Genomic DNA, 15,948 nt, shown 5'->3' with positions numbered 1-15,948 from the left:
TGGTCAAAGAGAGGGCCCCTTGCTAGGGGAGGTCGGGTATGCCCATAGATTTCAGCCTCACGGAAGAGCAGAAACAGCTCCAGGCCCTGGCCCGCCGCTTCGCCAAGGAGGTGATCCTGCCGGTGGCGGCGGCCTACGACGAGAAGGAGGAGGTACCCTGGCCCGTAATAGAAAAGCTTCACGAGGTGGGCCTCCTCAACGCCATCATCCCCGAGGCCTACGGGGGGATGGGCCTCAAGATGCTGGATGAGGTCATCGTGGGGGAGGAGCTGGCCTACGCCTGCATGGGCATCTACACCATCCCCATGGCCAGCGACCTGGGCATCACCCCGGTGCTCCTCGCCGGCACCGAGGAGCAAAAGCGGCGCTTCCTCACCCCCCTCACCCAGAAACCGGCCCTGGCCGCCTTCGCCCTCAGCGAGCCCGGGAACGGCTCCGACGCCGCCGCCCTCAGGACCCGGGCTGTGCGCCAAGGGGATTACTACGTCTTAAACGGCACCAAGATGTGGATCTCCAACGGGGGCGAGGCGGAGTGGGTGGTGGTCTTCGCCACCCTGAACCCCGAGCTGCGCCACAAGGGCGTGGTGGCCCTGGTGGTGGAGAAGGGCACCCCGGGCTTCCGGGCGGTGAAGATCCACGGGAAGATGGGCCAAAGGGCTAGCGGCACCTACGAGCTCGTCTTTGAGGACGTGAAGGTGCCGGTGGAAAACCGGCTTGGGGAAGAGGGGGAAGGCTTCAAGATCGCCATGAACACCCTGAACAAGACCCGCATCCCCGTGGCCGCAGGAAGCGTGGGCGTGGCCCGGAGAGCCCTGGACGAGGCCAAGAAGTACGCCAAGGAGCGGGAGGCCTTCGGCCAGCCCATCGCCAACTTCCAGGCCATCCAGTTCAAGCTGGCGGACATGATGATCGGCATTGAAACCGCCCGCATGTACACCTACTACGCCGCCTGGCTCGCCGACCAAGGCCTGCCCCACGCCCACGCCAGCGCCATCGCCAAGGCCTACGCCTCGGAAATCGCCTTTGAGGCGGCCAACCAGGCCATCCAGATCCACGGGGGCTACGGGTACGTGCGGGAGTACCCTGTGGAGAAGCTCCTTCGGGACGTGAAGCTCAACCAGATCTACGAGGGCACCAACGAGATCCAAAGGCTCATCATCGCCAGGCACCTCCTGGCGGAGTGAAAGGAGGCAGGATGAAGTTCGTGGCGGTTATCAGGCAGGTCCCCGACGGGGAGAGCAGGCTCAAGATCCAAGGCGGCCGGGTGGACCTTTCCGGGGCCACCCTCATCCTGGACCAGATGGACGAGTACGCCGTGGAGGAGGCCCTCCGCCTCAAGGAAAAGCACGGCGGCGAGGCCATCGTGGTGGGCTTCGGCCCCGAGCGCACGGAAGAGGCCATCCGCACCGCCTTGGCCATGGGGTGCGACCGGGGGGTGCACGTGGTTTACGAGGGCTACGCCGACCCCGTGACCGTGGCCGAAGCCCTGGCGGACGTGGTGCGGGAGGAGGCCCCCACCCTGGTCCTCACCGGGGGGCAGCAAGCGGACTGGGATAGCCAGGCCCTGGGGGCCGCCCTGGCGGAGGCCCTGGGGGTGCCGGTGGTGTCCTGGACCACGGCCTTGGAGCTAGAAGGGGAAACGGCCAAGGCCAAGCACGACCTAGACGAGGGGGCGGAGTGGGTCCGGGTAAGGCTTCCCGCCGTCTTCACCACGCAGCAGGGCCTGAACGAGCCCCGCTACCCCACCCTTCCCGGCATCATGAAGGCCAAGAAGAAGGAGATAAGGAAGGTGGCCTTCACTGGAACGCCTAAGGTGGAAATCCTCGAGGAGAGCATCCAGGAAAAGGCCCGCCTGCAGAGGATCCTGGACGGGAAGGACCCCGTGGCGGCGGCGGAGGAGCTGGTGCGGCTTCTCCACGAAGAGGCCAAGGTGCTTTAGGAGGTGGCTATGGTTCTTGTGGTTCTGGACCACGATGGGAACAAGCTAAGGAAGGGGAGCCTCGAGGCCCTCACCCGGGCCCGGGCCCTGGCGGAGGCCTTGGGCACCCGGGTGGCTGGGGTCCTCCTGGCGGAGGACAAGGCCCCGGTGGAGGAGGCCCGAAGCTACGTGGAGACCCTCTACACCGCCACGCTAGGCCCCTATACGGCCGAACGGTGGGCGGCTGGGGTCTTGGCGGCGGCCCAGGAGGCGGGCGCCCAGGCGGTGGTGGCCCCCTCCTCCCGGCAAAGCCGCACCTACCTGGGCCGGGTGGCCTACGCCCTGAAGGCGGGACTCTTGGAGGACACCTTGGAAAGCGGGGTGGAGGGCGGGGCGGTGGTGGCCACCCGCTACGCCTACCTGAACCGGGTGACGCAGAGGGTGCGCGCCCCCCTCCCCGTGGTCCTCACGGTGAAGCCCAACACCACCCCCCTGGCGGAGCCCCTTGCGGCCCAGGGGGAGGTGCGGCCCCTGGAGGTGCCGGCTGTGCCCACCGTGGAGGTGCTGGAGCGCCTCCAGGAGGAGAAGAAGGGGGTTTCCCTCACCGAGGCGGACATCGTGGTCACGGGAGGGCGGGGCATGGGGAGCCCCGAGGCCTTCCGCCTGGTGGAGGAGCTCGCCGCCCTCTTGGGCGGGGCCGTGGGCGCCACCCGGGCGGTGGTGGACGCCGGCTGGCGGCCCTACAGCGAGCAGGTGGGCCAGACGGGCAAGACGGTGCAACCTTCCCTCTACATCGCCCTAGGGGTGTCGGGGGCCGTGCAGCACCTGGCGGGGATGAACAAGAGCAAGTACATCGTGGCGGTGAACAAGGACCCCGAGGCCCCCATCTTCAAGCACGCCGACTATGGCATCGTGGGGGACGTGCACCAGGTGGTCCCCGCCCTGATTGAAGCGGTGAAGAAGCTAAAGGACTAGAAAAAAAAGGCCCGCCGGGGCTTCCCCCGGCGGGCTTTCCCTTAGCCCCGCTCCCCAGGGGGCGGGGGTGCGCCTTCTTCGGTCATGCGGGAGGCCTCGAGGTCGGGAGAAGCTTGGGTTGGCGCCTCGGCCTTAGGCTCCTGCCCCCGGAGGAGGCGGAGGAGAAGGTAGAGAAGCACCGCCGCCACCACCACGCCCACGGCGTAGGGCCAGACAGGGGCGCCGCCCGCCTCGGGTACCTCGGGCAGGGAGAGGGGCGGTGTAGGCGCCTGGAAGACCTCTTCCTCCAGCTTCCCCACCCGCTCGGCAAGCCCCTTGATGGCCTCTTCCTGGGCGGTTACCCGGGCCTCCAGGGCCGCCACCTTGGCCCTCAGGCCTTGGTAGCTGGCGTAGGCCGCATAGCCTCCCCAGGCCAAAAGCCCCAGCAAAATAAGCGCCAAGAGATACCAAAGCCACCTTCGCACGCTTCACCTCCTTCCCAGGCGGCCTTTCCTGGAAGCCTGCCTGGTTTCTTAGTGTATCATGACGGCCAGTATGGCGGATAATGCCCGGCTCATCCTGGATGAGCTCTTGGCGGAGCTTGAAGAAAGGCGCAAAAAGGTGCTTTTGGGCGGGGGGAAAGAGCGCATAGAAAAGCAGCACCAGCAGGGCAAGCTCACCGCTCGGGAGCGGATCGATTACCTCCTGGACCCCGGGAGTTTCGTGGAGCTCATGCCCTTTGCCGAGCACCTGGAAACCGGGCTCATGGAGGGCCTCGAGGCGCCCGCGGACGGGGTGGTGACGGGCTACGGCACCATCGGCGGCCGCCTCGTCTTCGTCTTCAGCCAGGACTTCACCGTCCTGGGCGGCTCCTTGGGCAAGATGCACGGGCGCAAGATCGCAAGCCTCATGGACCTGGCCGCCAAGGTGGGAGCCCCCATCATCGGCCTCAACGACTCCGCCGGGGCCCGCATCCAAGAAGGGGTGGATAGCCTCTCCGGCTACGGGGAGGTCTTCTACCGCAACGCCATCTACTCCGGGGTGGTGCCCCAGATCTCCGCCATCCTGGGCCCTTGCGCCGGGGGAGCCGTCTACAGCCCCGCCATGACCGACTTCATCCTCATGAGCCGGGGCACCAGCTACATGTTCATCACCGGCCCCGAGGTTATTAAAAGCGTCACCCGCGAGGAGGTGACCTTTGAGGAGCTGGGCGGGGCCGACGTGCACATGGAGAAAAGCGGCGTGGCCCACCTGGAAGGAGAAAGCGACCAGGAGGTCTTGGACCTCATCAAGAAGCTCCTCGCCTACCTGCCGCAAAACTCCCGGGAAAAGCCCCCGGTGCTAGACCCCAAGGACGACCCCTTCCGGCCCACCCCGGAGCTCCTGGACCTCGTCCACCCCGACGCCCGCAGGCCCTACAACATGCACCAGGTAATCCGCACCCTGTTGGACGAGGGGGAGTTTTTGGAAATCCAGCCCGGCTTCGCCAAAAACATCATCGTGGGCCTGGGGCGGCTTGGCGGCTACCCCGTGGGGGTCATCGCCAACAACCCCCGGTTCATGGCCGGGGCCCTGGACATCAACGCCTCGGACAAGGCCGCCCGCTTCATCCGCACCATGGACGCCTTCAACATCCCCCTCCTCACCCTGGTGGACGTGACGGGCTTCCTTCCCGGAGTGGCCCAGGAGCACGGGGGCATCATCCGCCACGGGGCCAAGATGCTCTTCGCCTACGCCGAGGCCACGGTGCCCAAGATCACCCTCATCGTCCGCAAGGCCTACGGCGGGGCCTACCTGGCCATGAACTCCAAGGACATGGGGGCGGACGTGGTCCTGGCCTGGCCCACCGCCTCCGTGGCGGTGATGGGGGCGGAAGGGGCGGCCAACATCATCTACCGCAAGGAGATCCAGGCCTCCCCCAACCCCGAGGAAACCCGCCGCAAGAAGATTGAGGAGTACCGCCAGGCCTTTGACAACCCCTGGGTGGCGGCGGCCCGGGGCTACATTGACGACGTCATAGACCCCAAGGACACCCGCCGCCTCCTCTACCTGCACCTCAGGATGCTTTGGGACAAGAAGGAGGAGAGGCCACCCAAGAAGCACGACAATATCCCCCTCTAAACCCCTCCTCCCCAACCCCGCCGGTACCTGCTCTTCCGAGTCCATCCACGAGGCGTGCCTGGGTAAACTGGAAGCAGATGCTGAAGGTTTGGCTCCAGGTACCCCTACGCGCCTATCAAGAGGCGTTGGAAGCCCAGCTTGGGGCTTGGGGCCTCGAGGTGGTGACCCACCCCTTCCAGGCCCAGGTGGGGCTGGTGGAGGCGGGCCGCGAGGTCCCCGCCCCACCCCCTGTGCCCGCGGTGATCCTGCTTCGGGACAAGGAGCAAGCGCCCCAGGCCCTCAAAAAGGGGTACCGGGGCTACCTCTACCCCGAGCAGGGCCTCGAGGTCCTGGCCAAGGCCCTGGAGGCGGTGGCCCGGGGCGAGGTCTGGGCCGAGCGCAAGGTGGTGGCCACCTTGGTGGGGGAACCCCTCCCCCACCTCACGCCCAGGGAAAAGGAGGTGGCGGCCTTGGCGGCTTTGGGCCTTTCCAACGAGGAGATTGCCAAGGAGCTCGGCATCTCGGTGAAGACGGTGAAGGCCCACCTTTCCCTGGTTTTCCAAAAGCTCGGGGTCAAGAAGCGAAGCGAGCTGGCCCACGTGAGGTTTCTCTAAAAGCCCATGGACCTGGAAAGCTTTCGCCAAGAGCTCACCGCCTGCCGCCTCTGCCCCCGGCTCGTGGCCTGGCGGGAAGGGGTGGCGGGAAGGAAAAGGGCCTTCCGCCACGAGCCCTACTGGGCTAGGCCCGTGCCCGGCTTCGGGGACCCCGAGGCGCGCCTCGTCCTCTTCGGCCTCGCCCCCGGGGCCCACGGCTCCAACCGCACGGGCCGGCCCTTCACCGGGGACGCCTCGGGAGCCTTCCTCTACCCCCTCCTCCACGAGGCGGGGCTTTCCAACAAGCCCGAAAGCCACCCTGGGGATGACCTAAGGCTCTATGGCGTCTACCTCACGGCGGCGGTGCGGTGCGCCCCGCCTGGGAACAAGCCCACGCCGGAGGAGCTCAGGGCGTGCGCCCGCTGGACGGCGGTGGAGCTCGGCCTCCTTCGGAAAGCCCAGGTTTACCTGGCCCTGGGGCGGATCGCCCACGAGGCCCTCCTGGACCACTTGGGCCTGAGAAGGAGCGCCTACCCCTTCCGCCACGGGGCCCACTACCCCTTGCCCGAGGGGAGGCACCTCCTCTGTAGCTACCACGTTTCCCGCCAGAACACGCAAACGGGCAAGCTCACCCGGGAGATGTTCCTGGAGGTCCTCCTAAGGGCTAAAGCCCTCGCCGGGCTTTGAGCCACCGGGTTAGCTCCTCGTAGGAAAGGGCGTTGAGCACCCTTTCCGGGCCAATCCAGGCCCTCTGGGCGGTGCCCACGGCGAGCTCCATGAAGCGGAGGTGCTCGGTCTGGTGGGCGTCCGTGGAAAGGCTTATCCAAAGCCCCATCCCGTAGGCCAGGCGGGCGAGGTCATCGGGCAGGTCCATGCGGTCGTAGTAGCCGTCTATCTCCACGGCCACGCCCCGCTCCTTGGCCTTTTGGAAAATGGCCTCCCAGTCGGCCTCAATAGGGGGGCGGCGGCCGAGGAGGCGGGCCGTGGGGTGGGCCAGGACGTGGACGAAAGGGTTCTCCAGGGCCCTCAGGATGCGCCTCGTCTGCTCCGCTTTGGAGAGCTTGAACTGGGAGTGGATGGAGATCAGGACCAGGTCCAACTCGCGCAGGACCCAGTCCGGGTAGTCCAGGCTGCCATCGGGCCGAATGTCCACCTCGGCCCCCGCCAGGAGGTAAGGGGGGCCGTGGGTTTCGTTGAAGCGGCGGATGGCCTCAATGCGCCTTAGGGCCTCCTCCGGGGACGGCCCCCCCGCCACCCGCACCGCCGGGGAGTGGTCCGTGACCCCCAGGTACTGGTACCCCAGGGCCTTGGCCGCCTCCCAAAGCTCTTCCAGGGAGTTTTTGCCGTCGGAGTAGGTGGAGTGGACCTGGAGGTCCCCCTTGACGTGGGAAAGCTCTAGGAGCTTGGGAAGCTTTCCCCTTTGCGCCGCCTCAATCTCCCCGTGGTCCTCCCGGAGGGGCGGGGGGATGAAGGGCAGGCCCAAGGCGGCGTACACCCCTTCCTCCGTCTCCCCCGCCAGGCGCTCCTCCCCCCGGAAGACCCCGTACTCGGAAAGCTTTAGGCCCATATCCTGGGCCAGGGCGCGAAGCTTGATGGAATGGGCCTTGCTCCCCGTGAGGTACTGGAGGCCTGCGCCATAGCTTTCGGGAGGCACCACGCGCAGGTCCACCTGGAGGCCATTCTTTAGAAACACCGTGGCCCTTTCCGGGCCCTTGGCGTAAACCTCCTTCACCTGGGGGAGGGCCACGAAGCCCGCCACCACCCGAGGGGCCTCGAGGCTCGCCACCAGGTAGTCCAGGTCCCCCACGGTGTCCTTGTAGCGCCGGGCCGAACCGCAAAGCTCCGCCCGCTCCACCCCGGGCAGGGCGCGGATCTCCTCCAGGAGGCTCCGGGCCAAGGAGAGCACCGCCCCCAAAGGCCGCCTCTTCCCCGCCGCCTGGGCCAGGGCAAGCCCCTCCCGGATGCGCTCCGCCTTCTTGGGCCCGAAGCCCCTAAGCCTTAGGAGGTCTCCCCTATCCAAGGCTTCCTTGAGCTTTTCCAGGGAGTCCACGCCCAGGGCCTCGTAGAGGAGGCGGGCGGTCTTGGGCCCCACCCCGGGCACCTCCATGACCTCGAGGACCCCCCTGGGCACCTTCCTCGCCAACTCTTGGTGCTTGGCGATTTTCCCCGTGTTCAGAAACTCCAACACCTTCTCCGCCAGGTCGGGCCCGATGCCCGGGAGGGCGAGGAGGGCCTCCTTGCCCCTTTTCGCCACCTCCTCAATGGGGGTGTCCAGGTCGTAGAGGGTGCGGGCCGCCTGGTAGTAGGCCCGGACCCGGAAGGGGTTGTCCCCCAAGAACTCGCTCATGAGCCCGATCTCCTCAAAGAGGCGGGCAAGCTCCTGGTTTCGCATGCCCTCACTATACGGGTATACTGAAACCCCATGCCCAGGCCGGACCGGTTCCGTAAAAGGGTGGTGGCCCTACTAAGGGAGGCGGGGCGCCCCCTCCACTACACCGAGGTGGGCCGCCTCCTCAAGGAGGAGGGGTTTTGGGCCAGGGTAAAGGAGCCCGAAAAGATCGCCAAGGTGCGGCTTTCCGCCCTCGCCAGGTGGGAGCGAAGCCCCGTGGTGGCCTTAGGGAACGGGCTTTACGCCCTTAGGGAAGAAGCCGGTACGAGCCCAGAACCTTGAGGTAGTTGGCCCTTTCCAAAGCGGCGGGCTCCGCCACCTTCTGGTAGCTCATGACCCCCCGCATCTCCGCCACGCTGGCGTATTCCTTTTCCTCCATGAAGGCCTTTAGCTCGGCCAATACCGTGCGGAAGTGGCCTGGCCCCCTCTCCAGGATGGCCGAGGTCATCATCACCACCTGGGCCCCGGCCAAGAGGCCCTTGGCCGCCTCCTTGCCCGTGTGCACCCCCCCGGTGAGGGCCAGCTCCAGGTCCACCCGCCCGTGGAGGAGGGCGATCCAGTGCAGGCGCAAAAGGGCCTCGTAGGGGCGGGAAAGGGAGAGGGTGGGCACCACGGAAAGGGTTTCCAGGTCAAAGTCCGGCTGGTAGAAACGGTTGAAAAGCACCAGGGCCTTGGCCCCCGTACCCTCCACCCGCTTGGCAAAGTGGGCGAAGGCGGTAAAGGCGTGCCCCACCTTCACCGCCACGGGCACCCGCACCGCCTCCACCACGGCCCGGATGGTGGAAAGGTACATCGCCTCCACCTCCTCCCCGGAGAGGGCGGGGTCCGTGGGGATGTAGTAGAGGTTGAGCTCAATGGCGTCCGCCCCCGCTTCCTCCAAAAGCCGGGCGTACTCCACCCAACCCCCGGGGCTAATCCCGTTGAGGCTTGCGATGATGGGCACGGAAACCCGCTCCTTGGCCCGGGAAAGGAGGTCCAGGTGGCGTTCCGGGGTGAGGCGGTACTCGTGGGCGCGGGGAAAGTAGCTCAGGGCCTCGGCGTAGCTTTCGTGGCCATAGTGGAGGTAGTGGTCCAGCATCTCCTCCTCGAGGGTCACCTGCTCCTCAAAGAGGGAGTGCATGACGATGGCCGCCGCCCCGCCGTCCTCCAACCGCAAAAACCCATCCAGCTTCTCCGTGAGGGGAGAAGCGGAGGCCACCAAAGGGTGGTCCAGCTCCAAGCCTAAATAGGTGGTCCTTAGGTCCATGGCGCCCCCCTAGCTCGCCGGGATGGCCTTCTCGCCCGCAAGCCGCTTTAGCCTTTCCCACCTGGCCCGCACCGCCTCCTCCGCCGCCTTCAAGAAGGCCTCGGCCTCCTCGGGGTGGGTCTGCAGGAGAAGGCGGTAGCGGTTCTCCGCATAGAGGTACTCCCGGAGGGGGAGGGTAGGGGGCTTGGAGTCCAGGATAAGCCCCTCCCCAGGCACATAGCGGAAAAGGGGCCAGTACCCCGAGCGCTCCGCCAGCTTCTGGTGGTCCATGCCCTTGGCCATGTCAATCCCGTGGGCGATGCAGTGGCTGTAGGCGATGAGAAGGGCGGGGCCCTTGTGGGCCTCGGCCTCGAGGAAGGCCCGCACCGTATGGGCATCGTTCGCCCCCATGGCGATCTGGGCCACGTACACGTGGCCGTAGCTCATGGCCATGAAGGCCAGGTCCTTCTTGGGGGTGGGCTTGCCCGCCATGGCGAACTTGGCCACCGCTCCAAGCCCCGTGGCCTTGGAGGCCTGCCCTCCGGTGTTGGAGTAGACCTCCGTGTCCAGGACCAGAACCTTCACGTTGGCCCCCGAGGCCAGCACGTGGTCCAGCCCCCCGTAGCCGATGTCGTAGGCCCAGCCATCCCCGCCCACGATCCAGACGGTGTGAGGGATGAGGGCATCCGCCACCGCCAGGAGGTCCCTGGCCTTGGGGTCTTCTAGCCCTTCAAGCCGCTCCCTGAGGAGGGCCACGTCCTTTCGCCTCTCCTCCACCCCTTCCGGCCCCACCTCGGCGAGAAGCCGCGCCACAAGCTCCTCCCCAAGCACGTGGCGGAACTCGGGCAAAAGCCTCCTGGCGTGCTCCGCCTTCTTGTCCAGAGCCAAACGCATGCCCAGGCCGAACTCGGCGTTGTCCTCAAAGAGGGAGTTGGCCCAGGCGGGGCCCCGGCCCTCCCGGTTCTTGCTCCAGGGCGTGGTGGGGAGGTTGCCGCCGTAGATGGAGCTACACCCCGTGGCGTTGGCCACGATGAGCCGGTCACCGAAGAGCTGGGAAAGAAGCCTCAGGTAAGGGGTTTCCCCGCACCCGGCGCAGGCACCGGGAAACTCAAAAAGGGGCGTGAGGAGCTGCACGTCCTTGACCGTGTGGAGCTTGAGGCCCTGGCGGGGGGGTTCGGGGAGGGAGAGGAAGAAGTCCCAGTGCTCGTTCATGGCCTCCCGCACCTGGAGGCGGGGAGCCATGTTCAAGGCCTTGCGGCTCGGGTTTCGCTTGTCCTTGGCCGGGCAGACCTCCACGCACAAGGAGCACCCGGTGCAGTCGTCCGCGCTAATGGCGAGGACGAACTCCCCGGAAAGCTCCTTCCACATGGCCTTGCGGTGGGGAAAGCCCTGAGGGGCCCCCGCCAAGGCCTCCTCCGGCACCACCTTGGCCCGAACCACGGCGTGGGGGCAGACCAGGACGCACTTGCCGCACTGGACGCAGACCTCTGGGTCCCAGGTGGGGACGAACTCGGCGATCCCCCTCTTCTCGTAGCGGGCGGTGCCCGTGGGGTAGGTGCCGTCCAAGGGGAAGGCGGACACGGGCAAGGCATCTCCCAAGCCCAAGGCGATGGGGCCCAGGACCTCCTTCACAAAGGGAGGCGGGTCCCCCACCATGGGCGGCACCAGGCCCTTTTCCGAGGTGATGCGCCCGGGGATGGGGAGGGGTTCCACCGCCTGGAAGCCCAGCTCCACCGCCTGGAAGTTCTTCTCCAAAACGCTCCTTCCCCGCTTCCCGTAGCTCTTCTCTATGGCCTTCTTGATGCGGGCCTTGGCCTCCTCCTCGGGCAGGACCCCCGAGAGCTTGAAGAAGGCCGCCTGCATGAGGACGTTGATGCGGCCCGGAAGCCCCACCTTGCGGGCGAGCTCGTAGGCGTTCACCACGTAGACCTTGAGGTTTTTGCGAAGGATCTCCTCCTGCACCGGCTTGGGCAGGCGGTCCCAAACCTCCTCCTTGGGGTAGGGGCTGTTGAGGAGCACGGTGGCGCCTTCCTCCGCTATCCCGAGCATGGGGAAGCGTTCCAAAAAGCCCCACTGGTGGATGCCCACGAAGTTGGCCCTCTGGATGAGGTAGGGCTTGTTCAAGGGGTTGGGGCCGAAGCGCAGGTGGCTGATGGTGCGAGAGCCGGACTTCTTGGAATCGTAAACAAAATACCCTTGGGCGTAAAGCGGGGTTTCCTCCCCGATGATCTTGATGGTGTTCTTGTTGGCGGAAACGGTGCCGTCCGCTCCCAGGGCGAAGAACACGGCCCGTACGGAAGCGGGGTCCTCAAAATCCACCTCCGGGTACGGGAGGCTCGTGTGGGACACGTCGTCCTGGATGCCCAGAGTAAAGCCGTGGCGGAGCCTTTCCTCCTTTAGCGCCTCGTAGAGGCCCAGGGCCATGGCCGGGGTGAACTCCTTGGAGGAGAGGCCGTAGCGCCCGCCCACCAGGAGGGGTACCTCTCCCCCCTTGAGGGCGAAGGCTGCCGCCACCTCCTGAAAGAGGGGCTCCCCCACCGCCCCTGGCTCCTTGCCCCGGTCCAAGACGGCCACCCGCTTGGCGCTTGGGGGAATAGCCGCCAAGAAGCCCTGGGCGTGGAAGGGGCGGTAGAGGCGGACCCGCACCATCCCCACCCTTTCCCCCCGCTTGAGGAGGTACGCCACCGCCTCCTCCACCGCCAAGGAAGCGGAGCCCATGACCACCACCACCCGCTCCGCCTCGGGGTGGCCGAAGTACTCGTAGGGCGCATAGCGCCGCCCCGTAATCTCGGCGAACCGGGCCATGGTGCTCTCCACCACCTCCGGGAAGCGGAGGTAGAGGGGGTTGATGGCCTCGCGGTTTTGGAAGTAGTGGTCCGGGTTTTGCGCCGTGCCCCTTATGACCGGGGCCTCCGGGGTCAGGGCCCGTTTGCGGAAGGCCTCGAGGGCGGAGAAGGGAAAGAGCGCCTTGAGTTCTTTGTCGGAGAGGGGCAGGATCTTCTGCACCTCGTGGGAGGTGCGGAAGCCGTCCATGGCGTGCAGGACGGGGAGGCTGGCCTGAAGGGCCACGGCATGGGCCATGGCCGCCAGGTCCTGGGCCGCCTGGACCGACTCGGACACCAAAATCCCCCATCCCGTGGGGCGCACGGCGTAAAGGTCCTGGTGGTCCCCGAAGATGGAAAGGGCGTGGGTGGCGAGGGCCCGAGCGGCCACGTGGATGACCCCAGGCAAGGCCTGCCCGGCGATCTTGTACATGTCGGGGATCATGAGGAGAAGGCCCTGGCTTGCGGTGAAGGTGGTGGCCAGAGTGCCCTCCTGCAAGGCGCCGTGCAAGGCCCCCGCCGCACCCCCTTCGGACTGCATCTCCACCACCCTCGGCACCAGGCCGAAGAGGTTGGGCTCCCCCTTGGCCGCCCACTCGTCCGCGAGCTCGGCCATGGGGCTTGAGGGGGTGATGGGGTAGATGGCGATGACCTCGGAAAGGCGGTAGGCTACCCGGGCCACCGCCTCGTTCCCGTCCACGGTGATGGGACGCATAGGCTTCACCTCGCCCTTACCTTAGCCCTGGAAGGGGGTGAGGAATGTCCCGCCCCCCTTCCCTTAGAATGGGGCCATGCCGCCTCTCTTGCGCTACGCTTTGGCCCTCTTGTGGGTGGGCTTTGCGGTCTTCCTCGAGGCCTACCGCCCACCCCTCCTCCTCCTCGCCGGCCTCACCCTCCTCCTCGGCCGCCCCCGGTCCTGCCCCCGGGCTTGACGGGAAGGCCAAAGGGGAAAAGACTTGGGGCGTGGACGCCTTTCAGAAGAACCTAGAAAAGCTCGCCGAACTGGCCATCCGGGTGGGGCTAAACCTGGAAAGGGGGCAGGAAATCATCGCCACGGCCCCCATTGAGGCCCTGGACTTCGTGCGCCTCCTAGCGGAAAAGGCCTACCGGGAGGGGGCGAGCCTCTTCACCGTGATCTATGGGGACAACGCCCTCTCCCGCAAGCGCCTCTCCCTCGCCCCCGAGGAGGGCTTAGAGAAGGCCCCCGCCTGGCTCTACGAGGGCATGGCCAAGGCCTTCCGGGAAGGGGCGGCGCGGCTTGCCGTTTCCGGCAACGACCCCAAGGCCCTGGAAGGCCTTCCCCCCGAGCGCATCGGGAAGGCGCAACAGGCCAACGCCCGGGCCTACAAGCCGGCCCTGGAGGCCATCACGGAGTTCGTCACCAACTGGACCATCGTGCCCTACGCCCACCCGGGCTGGGCCAAGGCGGTCTTCCCCCACCTTCCCGAGGAGGAGGCGGTGGGAAAGCTCTGGGAGGCCATCTTCCAGGCCACCCGGGTGGACCGGGAAGACCCCGTGGCCGCCTGGGAGGCCCACAACCGCTTCCTGCACGAGAAGGTGGCCTACCTAAACGCAAAGCGCTTCCACGCCCTCCACTTCCGGGGACCGGGCACGGACCTGGTGGTGGGCCTGGCCGAGGGGCACCTTTGGCAAGGAGGCGCCACGCCCACGAAGAAAGGGCGGCTTTGCAACCCCAACCTGCCCACGGAGGAGGTCTTCACCGCCCCCCACCGGGAGCGGGTGGAAGGGGTGGTGCGGGCCTCGAGGCCCCTCGCCCTGGGGGGCACCCTGGTGGAGGGCATCTGGGCCCGGTTTGAAAGGGGCGTGGCCGTGGAGGTGGGGGCGGCGAAGGGGGAGGAGGTGTTGAAAAGGGTCCTGGACACGGACGAGGGGGCAAGGCGCCTCGGGGAGGTGGCCCTGGTGGCGGCCGACAACCCCATCGCCAAGACGGGCCTGGTCTTCTTTGACACCCTCTTTGACGAGAACGCCGCAAGCCACATCGCCTTCGGCCAAGCCTATGCGGAGAACCTCGAGGGCCGTCCCTCCGGGGAGGAATTCCGGAAACGGGGCGGCAACGAGAGCCTGGTGCACATTGACTGGATGATCGGCTCGGAGGAGGTGGACGTGGACGGCCTCCTGGAGGACGGCACCCGCATACCCCTCATGCGGCGGGGGGTCTGGGTGGTTTAGGCGGCCAAGCGTTTCCCTGCCCCCCAAGGGGGGCAGGGTTTGTTCTTTTTATCACGATACTTTGCGCTTGTGCTTTTGCTCTCCCCCTAAACCGCCGCCAAGGCCTCCAGAAAAAGCGCCTCCAAATCCCCCGGGTCCTCCAGGCCCACGGAAACCCGCACCAGGCCCGGGGTCACCCCCGCCTCCAGGCGGGCCTCCTCCTTTAGGCGGCTATGGGTGGTGGTCCAGGGGTGGACGAGGAGGGTGCGGGCATCCCCCAGGTTCGGGGCCTTGAGGAGGCGGATGGCCTTGAGGAAGCGGCTTGCCGCCTCGAGGCTTCCCAGGTCCAGGGTGAAGATGCCGCCCCCGGCGGCCAGGTACTTCTTGGCATAGGGGTAAGCGGGGTCCTCGGGAAGCCCGGGGTAGCGGAGGGCCTTCACCTTGGGGTGGGCCCGGAGGGTTTCCGCTAGCCTGAGGGCGGTTTCGCTCATGCGCCGCACCCTCAAGGCCACGGTCTCCAGGCCCTGGAAAAGGAGGTAGGCGTGGAAGGGGGAAAGGGCCATGCCCGCCAGGGATAGCCCCAGGGTGCGCACCCTTTCCGGGAAGCACTTGGGCCCCAGGGCCTCCCAGGGCACCTGTCCCTTGAGGTCGGGCTCCAGGAACTGGGGAAAGCGCCCCCATAGGGCCGTCTCCCGGGAAAGCACCGCCCCGCCCAGGACCGAGCCGTGGCCCGAGGCCCACTTGGTGAGGCTTTGCACCACCACGTGGGCCCCCCAGCGGAGGGGTTTGGCGAGCGCCCCGGCAGCGCCAAAGGTGTTGTCCACGACCAAGGCCACGCCCTTCTCCTCCGCCAGGTGGGCCAGGGCCTCGAGGTCCGGCACCAGGAGGGCAGGGTTGGCCATGATCTCCACGAAGAGCACCCGGCTTCGCTCGCTAAGGGCCTCCCGCACCGCCTCCGGGCTAGGGTCCACGTAGCGCACCCGCACGCCCCAGGGGGCCAAGACCTGGTTGAAGAGCCCGATGGTCTGGCCGAAAAGCCCCTTGGCCGCCACCACCTCGTCCCCGGGGCGGACCAGGGCCAGTAAGGCGGCGAAGGTGGCCGCCTGGCCTGAGGCCAAGGCCACGGCCTCCATAGCCCCTTCCAAAGCCCTTAGCCTCTCCTCCAGGGCGCGGGCGGTGGGGTCCTTCTGCCGGGCGTAGACGTACCCTTCCCCCGTGGCGAAGCGCTCCTGCCCCTCCTCCAGGGTCTTGAAGCCGTAAGCGGCCACGGCGTAGATGGGAAGGCCCACCGCCCCATAAGGGTCTTCCGGCAGGCCCGCCAGGACCGCTAGGGTTTCGTACTCCATGGCCACCTCCTAGCGCACCAGGAGCACGGGGCAAGGAGCCTCGGCCACCACCTTCTGGCTCTGGCTTCCCAGGAAGAGGCTCCCCAAGGCCCCAAGCCCCCGGGTGCCCATGACGATAAGGTCCGCCTTCTCCCCTATGGCCGCTTGGAGGATGGCGCTGGCAGGCTCCCCTTCCAGGAGGAGGCCTTCCTCCCTGGAAACCCCGGCCAGGCTCACCCCCTCCGCCAGGACCTTCTCCGCCCGCTCCAGGCGGCGCTTCAGGGCCTCCTCAAAAAAGGGCTCGCCCAGGTAGTCAGGCACGGGCTCGTAGGCGTGAACCACCAAAAGCCGGGCCCCGTGGGCCTTGGCCTCGGCCTTGGCCACCTCCGCCGCCCGCTTGGCGTGCTCCGAGCCGTCGTAGGCGAGAAGGATGGTCTTGAACATGCCTAAAGC

Annotated in this window: 15 protein-coding genes; 9 read left to right on the top strand and 6 right to left on the bottom strand. The window is 67.1% G+C overall.

Features of this window, described 5'->3' with window-relative positions:
- Positions 1–38 precede the first annotated feature (38 nt).
- From LXN00_RS01940 to LXN00_RS01930, 3 genes are read left to right on the top strand one after another with little or no spacing between them, the layout of a single operon-like run.
- Entirely contained in the window at positions 39–1,184 is a 1,146-nt protein-coding gene (locus tag LXN00_RS01940; protein WP_071676154.1) for an acyl-CoA dehydrogenase family protein, read from the top strand.
- 11 nt (positions 1,185–1,195) lie between these two features.
- Positions 1,196–1,939: an electron transfer flavoprotein subunit beta/FixA family protein gene (locus LXN00_RS01935; protein WP_234503943.1), complete on the top strand. Its 744-nt coding sequence runs from the start codon at positions 1,196–1,198 to the stop codon at positions 1,937–1,939.
- A gap of 9 nt (positions 1,940–1,948) precedes the next feature.
- Complete coding sequence (locus tag LXN00_RS01930; RefSeq protein ID WP_234503940.1) at positions 1,949–2,893, top strand: electron transfer flavoprotein subunit alpha/FixB family protein; 945 nt, start codon at positions 1,949–1,951, stop codon at positions 2,891–2,893.
- 41 nt (positions 2,894–2,934) lie between these two features.
- Here LXN00_RS01930 and LXN00_RS01925 read toward each other — a convergent pair whose 3' ends face one another.
- Positions 2,935–3,357, bottom strand: a complete 423-nt coding sequence (locus LXN00_RS01925; RefSeq protein ID WP_234503937.1) for a hypothetical protein — start codon at positions 3,355–3,357, stop codon at positions 2,935–2,937.
- Between the two features lie 70 nt (positions 3,358–3,427).
- Here LXN00_RS01925 and LXN00_RS01920 point away from each other — a divergent pair, with 70 nt between their 5' ends.
- The 3 genes from LXN00_RS01920 to LXN00_RS01910 all read left to right on the top strand — a co-directional run bounded on the left by LXN00_RS01920 (position 3,428) and on the right by LXN00_RS01910 (position 6,252).
- Complete coding sequence (locus LXN00_RS01920; protein WP_234503934.1) at positions 3,428–4,993, top strand: acyl-CoA carboxylase subunit beta; 1,566 nt, start codon at positions 3,428–3,430, stop codon at positions 4,991–4,993.
- A 77-nt stretch (positions 4,994–5,070) separates the two neighbouring features.
- On the top strand, positions 5,071–5,586 hold the full coding sequence (locus tag LXN00_RS01915) for a helix-turn-helix transcriptional regulator (RefSeq protein WP_234503933.1): 516 nt from the start codon (positions 5,071–5,073) through the stop codon (positions 5,584–5,586).
- A gap of 6 nt (positions 5,587–5,592) precedes the next feature.
- A complete protein-coding gene (locus tag LXN00_RS01910; RefSeq protein WP_234503929.1) occupies positions 5,593–6,252 on the top strand; it encodes a uracil-DNA glycosylase in 660 nt (219 codons plus the stop codon).
- On the opposite strand, the gene polX is transcribed toward LXN00_RS01910, so the two are convergent.
- Positions 6,230–7,957 carry a DNA polymerase/3'-5' exonuclease PolX gene (gene polX, locus LXN00_RS01905; protein WP_234503926.1) on the bottom strand — a complete coding sequence of 576 codons (1,728 nt, stop codon included), beginning with the start codon at positions 7,955–7,957 and terminating at the stop codon, positions 6,230–6,232. The genes LXN00_RS01910 and polX overlap by 23 nt on opposite strands.
- Positions 7,958–7,987: 30 nt before the next feature.
- On the opposite strand from polX, the gene LXN00_RS01900 reads away from it, so the two are divergent.
- A complete protein-coding gene (locus LXN00_RS01900; RefSeq protein ID WP_234503923.1) occupies positions 7,988–8,236 on the top strand; it encodes a winged helix-turn-helix domain-containing protein in 249 nt (82 codons plus the stop codon).
- Here the strand turns inward: LXN00_RS01900 and LXN00_RS01895 are convergent.
- Positions 8,202–9,200, bottom strand: coding sequence for a dihydroorotate dehydrogenase-like protein (locus tag LXN00_RS01895; RefSeq protein WP_234503920.1), 999 nt, complete (start codon positions 9,198–9,200; stop codon positions 8,202–8,204). The genes LXN00_RS01900 and LXN00_RS01895 overlap by 35 nt on opposite strands.
- A 9-nt stretch (positions 9,201–9,209) precedes the next feature.
- Positions 9,210–12,716, bottom strand: a complete 3,507-nt coding sequence (gene nifJ, locus LXN00_RS01890; protein WP_234503918.1) for a pyruvate:ferredoxin (flavodoxin) oxidoreductase — start codon at positions 12,714–12,716, stop codon at positions 9,210–9,212.
- A 76-nt stretch (positions 12,717–12,792) separates the two neighbouring features.
- Between nifJ and LXN00_RS01885 the strand changes: the two genes are divergently transcribed.
- Together LXN00_RS01885 and LXN00_RS01880 are read left to right on the top strand one after the other, a co-directional pair.
- Positions 12,793–12,933 (top strand): hypothetical protein, encoded by a 141-nt coding sequence (locus LXN00_RS01885; protein WP_234503916.1) that lies wholly within the window; start codon positions 12,793–12,795, stop codon positions 12,931–12,933.
- A 31-nt stretch (positions 12,934–12,964) separates the two neighbouring features.
- On the top strand, positions 12,965–14,191 hold the full coding sequence (locus LXN00_RS01880; protein ID WP_234503914.1) for an aminopeptidase: 1,227 nt from the start codon (positions 12,965–12,967) through the stop codon (positions 14,189–14,191).
- Between the two features lie 86 nt (positions 14,192–14,277).
- On the opposite strand, the gene LXN00_RS01875 is transcribed toward LXN00_RS01880, so the two are convergent.
- Together LXN00_RS01875 and LXN00_RS01870 are read right to left on the bottom strand one after the other, a co-directional pair.
- Positions 14,278–15,516 carry an aminotransferase class I/II-fold pyridoxal phosphate-dependent enzyme gene (locus LXN00_RS01875; protein WP_234503911.1) on the bottom strand — a complete coding sequence of 413 codons (1,239 nt, stop codon included), beginning with the start codon at positions 15,514–15,516 and terminating at the stop codon, positions 14,278–14,280.
- Between the two features lie 9 nt (positions 15,517–15,525).
- Complete coding sequence (locus LXN00_RS01870) at positions 15,526–15,939, bottom strand: universal stress protein (protein WP_234503909.1); 414 nt, start codon at positions 15,937–15,939, stop codon at positions 15,526–15,528.
- Positions 15,940–15,948: the final 9 nt, after the last annotated feature.

The organism is Thermus brockianus, from assembly GCF_021462505.1.
GTDB classification, from domain to species: domain Bacteria; phylum Deinococcota; class Deinococci; order Deinococcales; family Thermaceae; genus Thermus; species Thermus hydrothermalis.
Note: the sequence above shows the minus strand (reverse complement) of the source record. Positions and strands in the feature narration are given on the sequence as shown.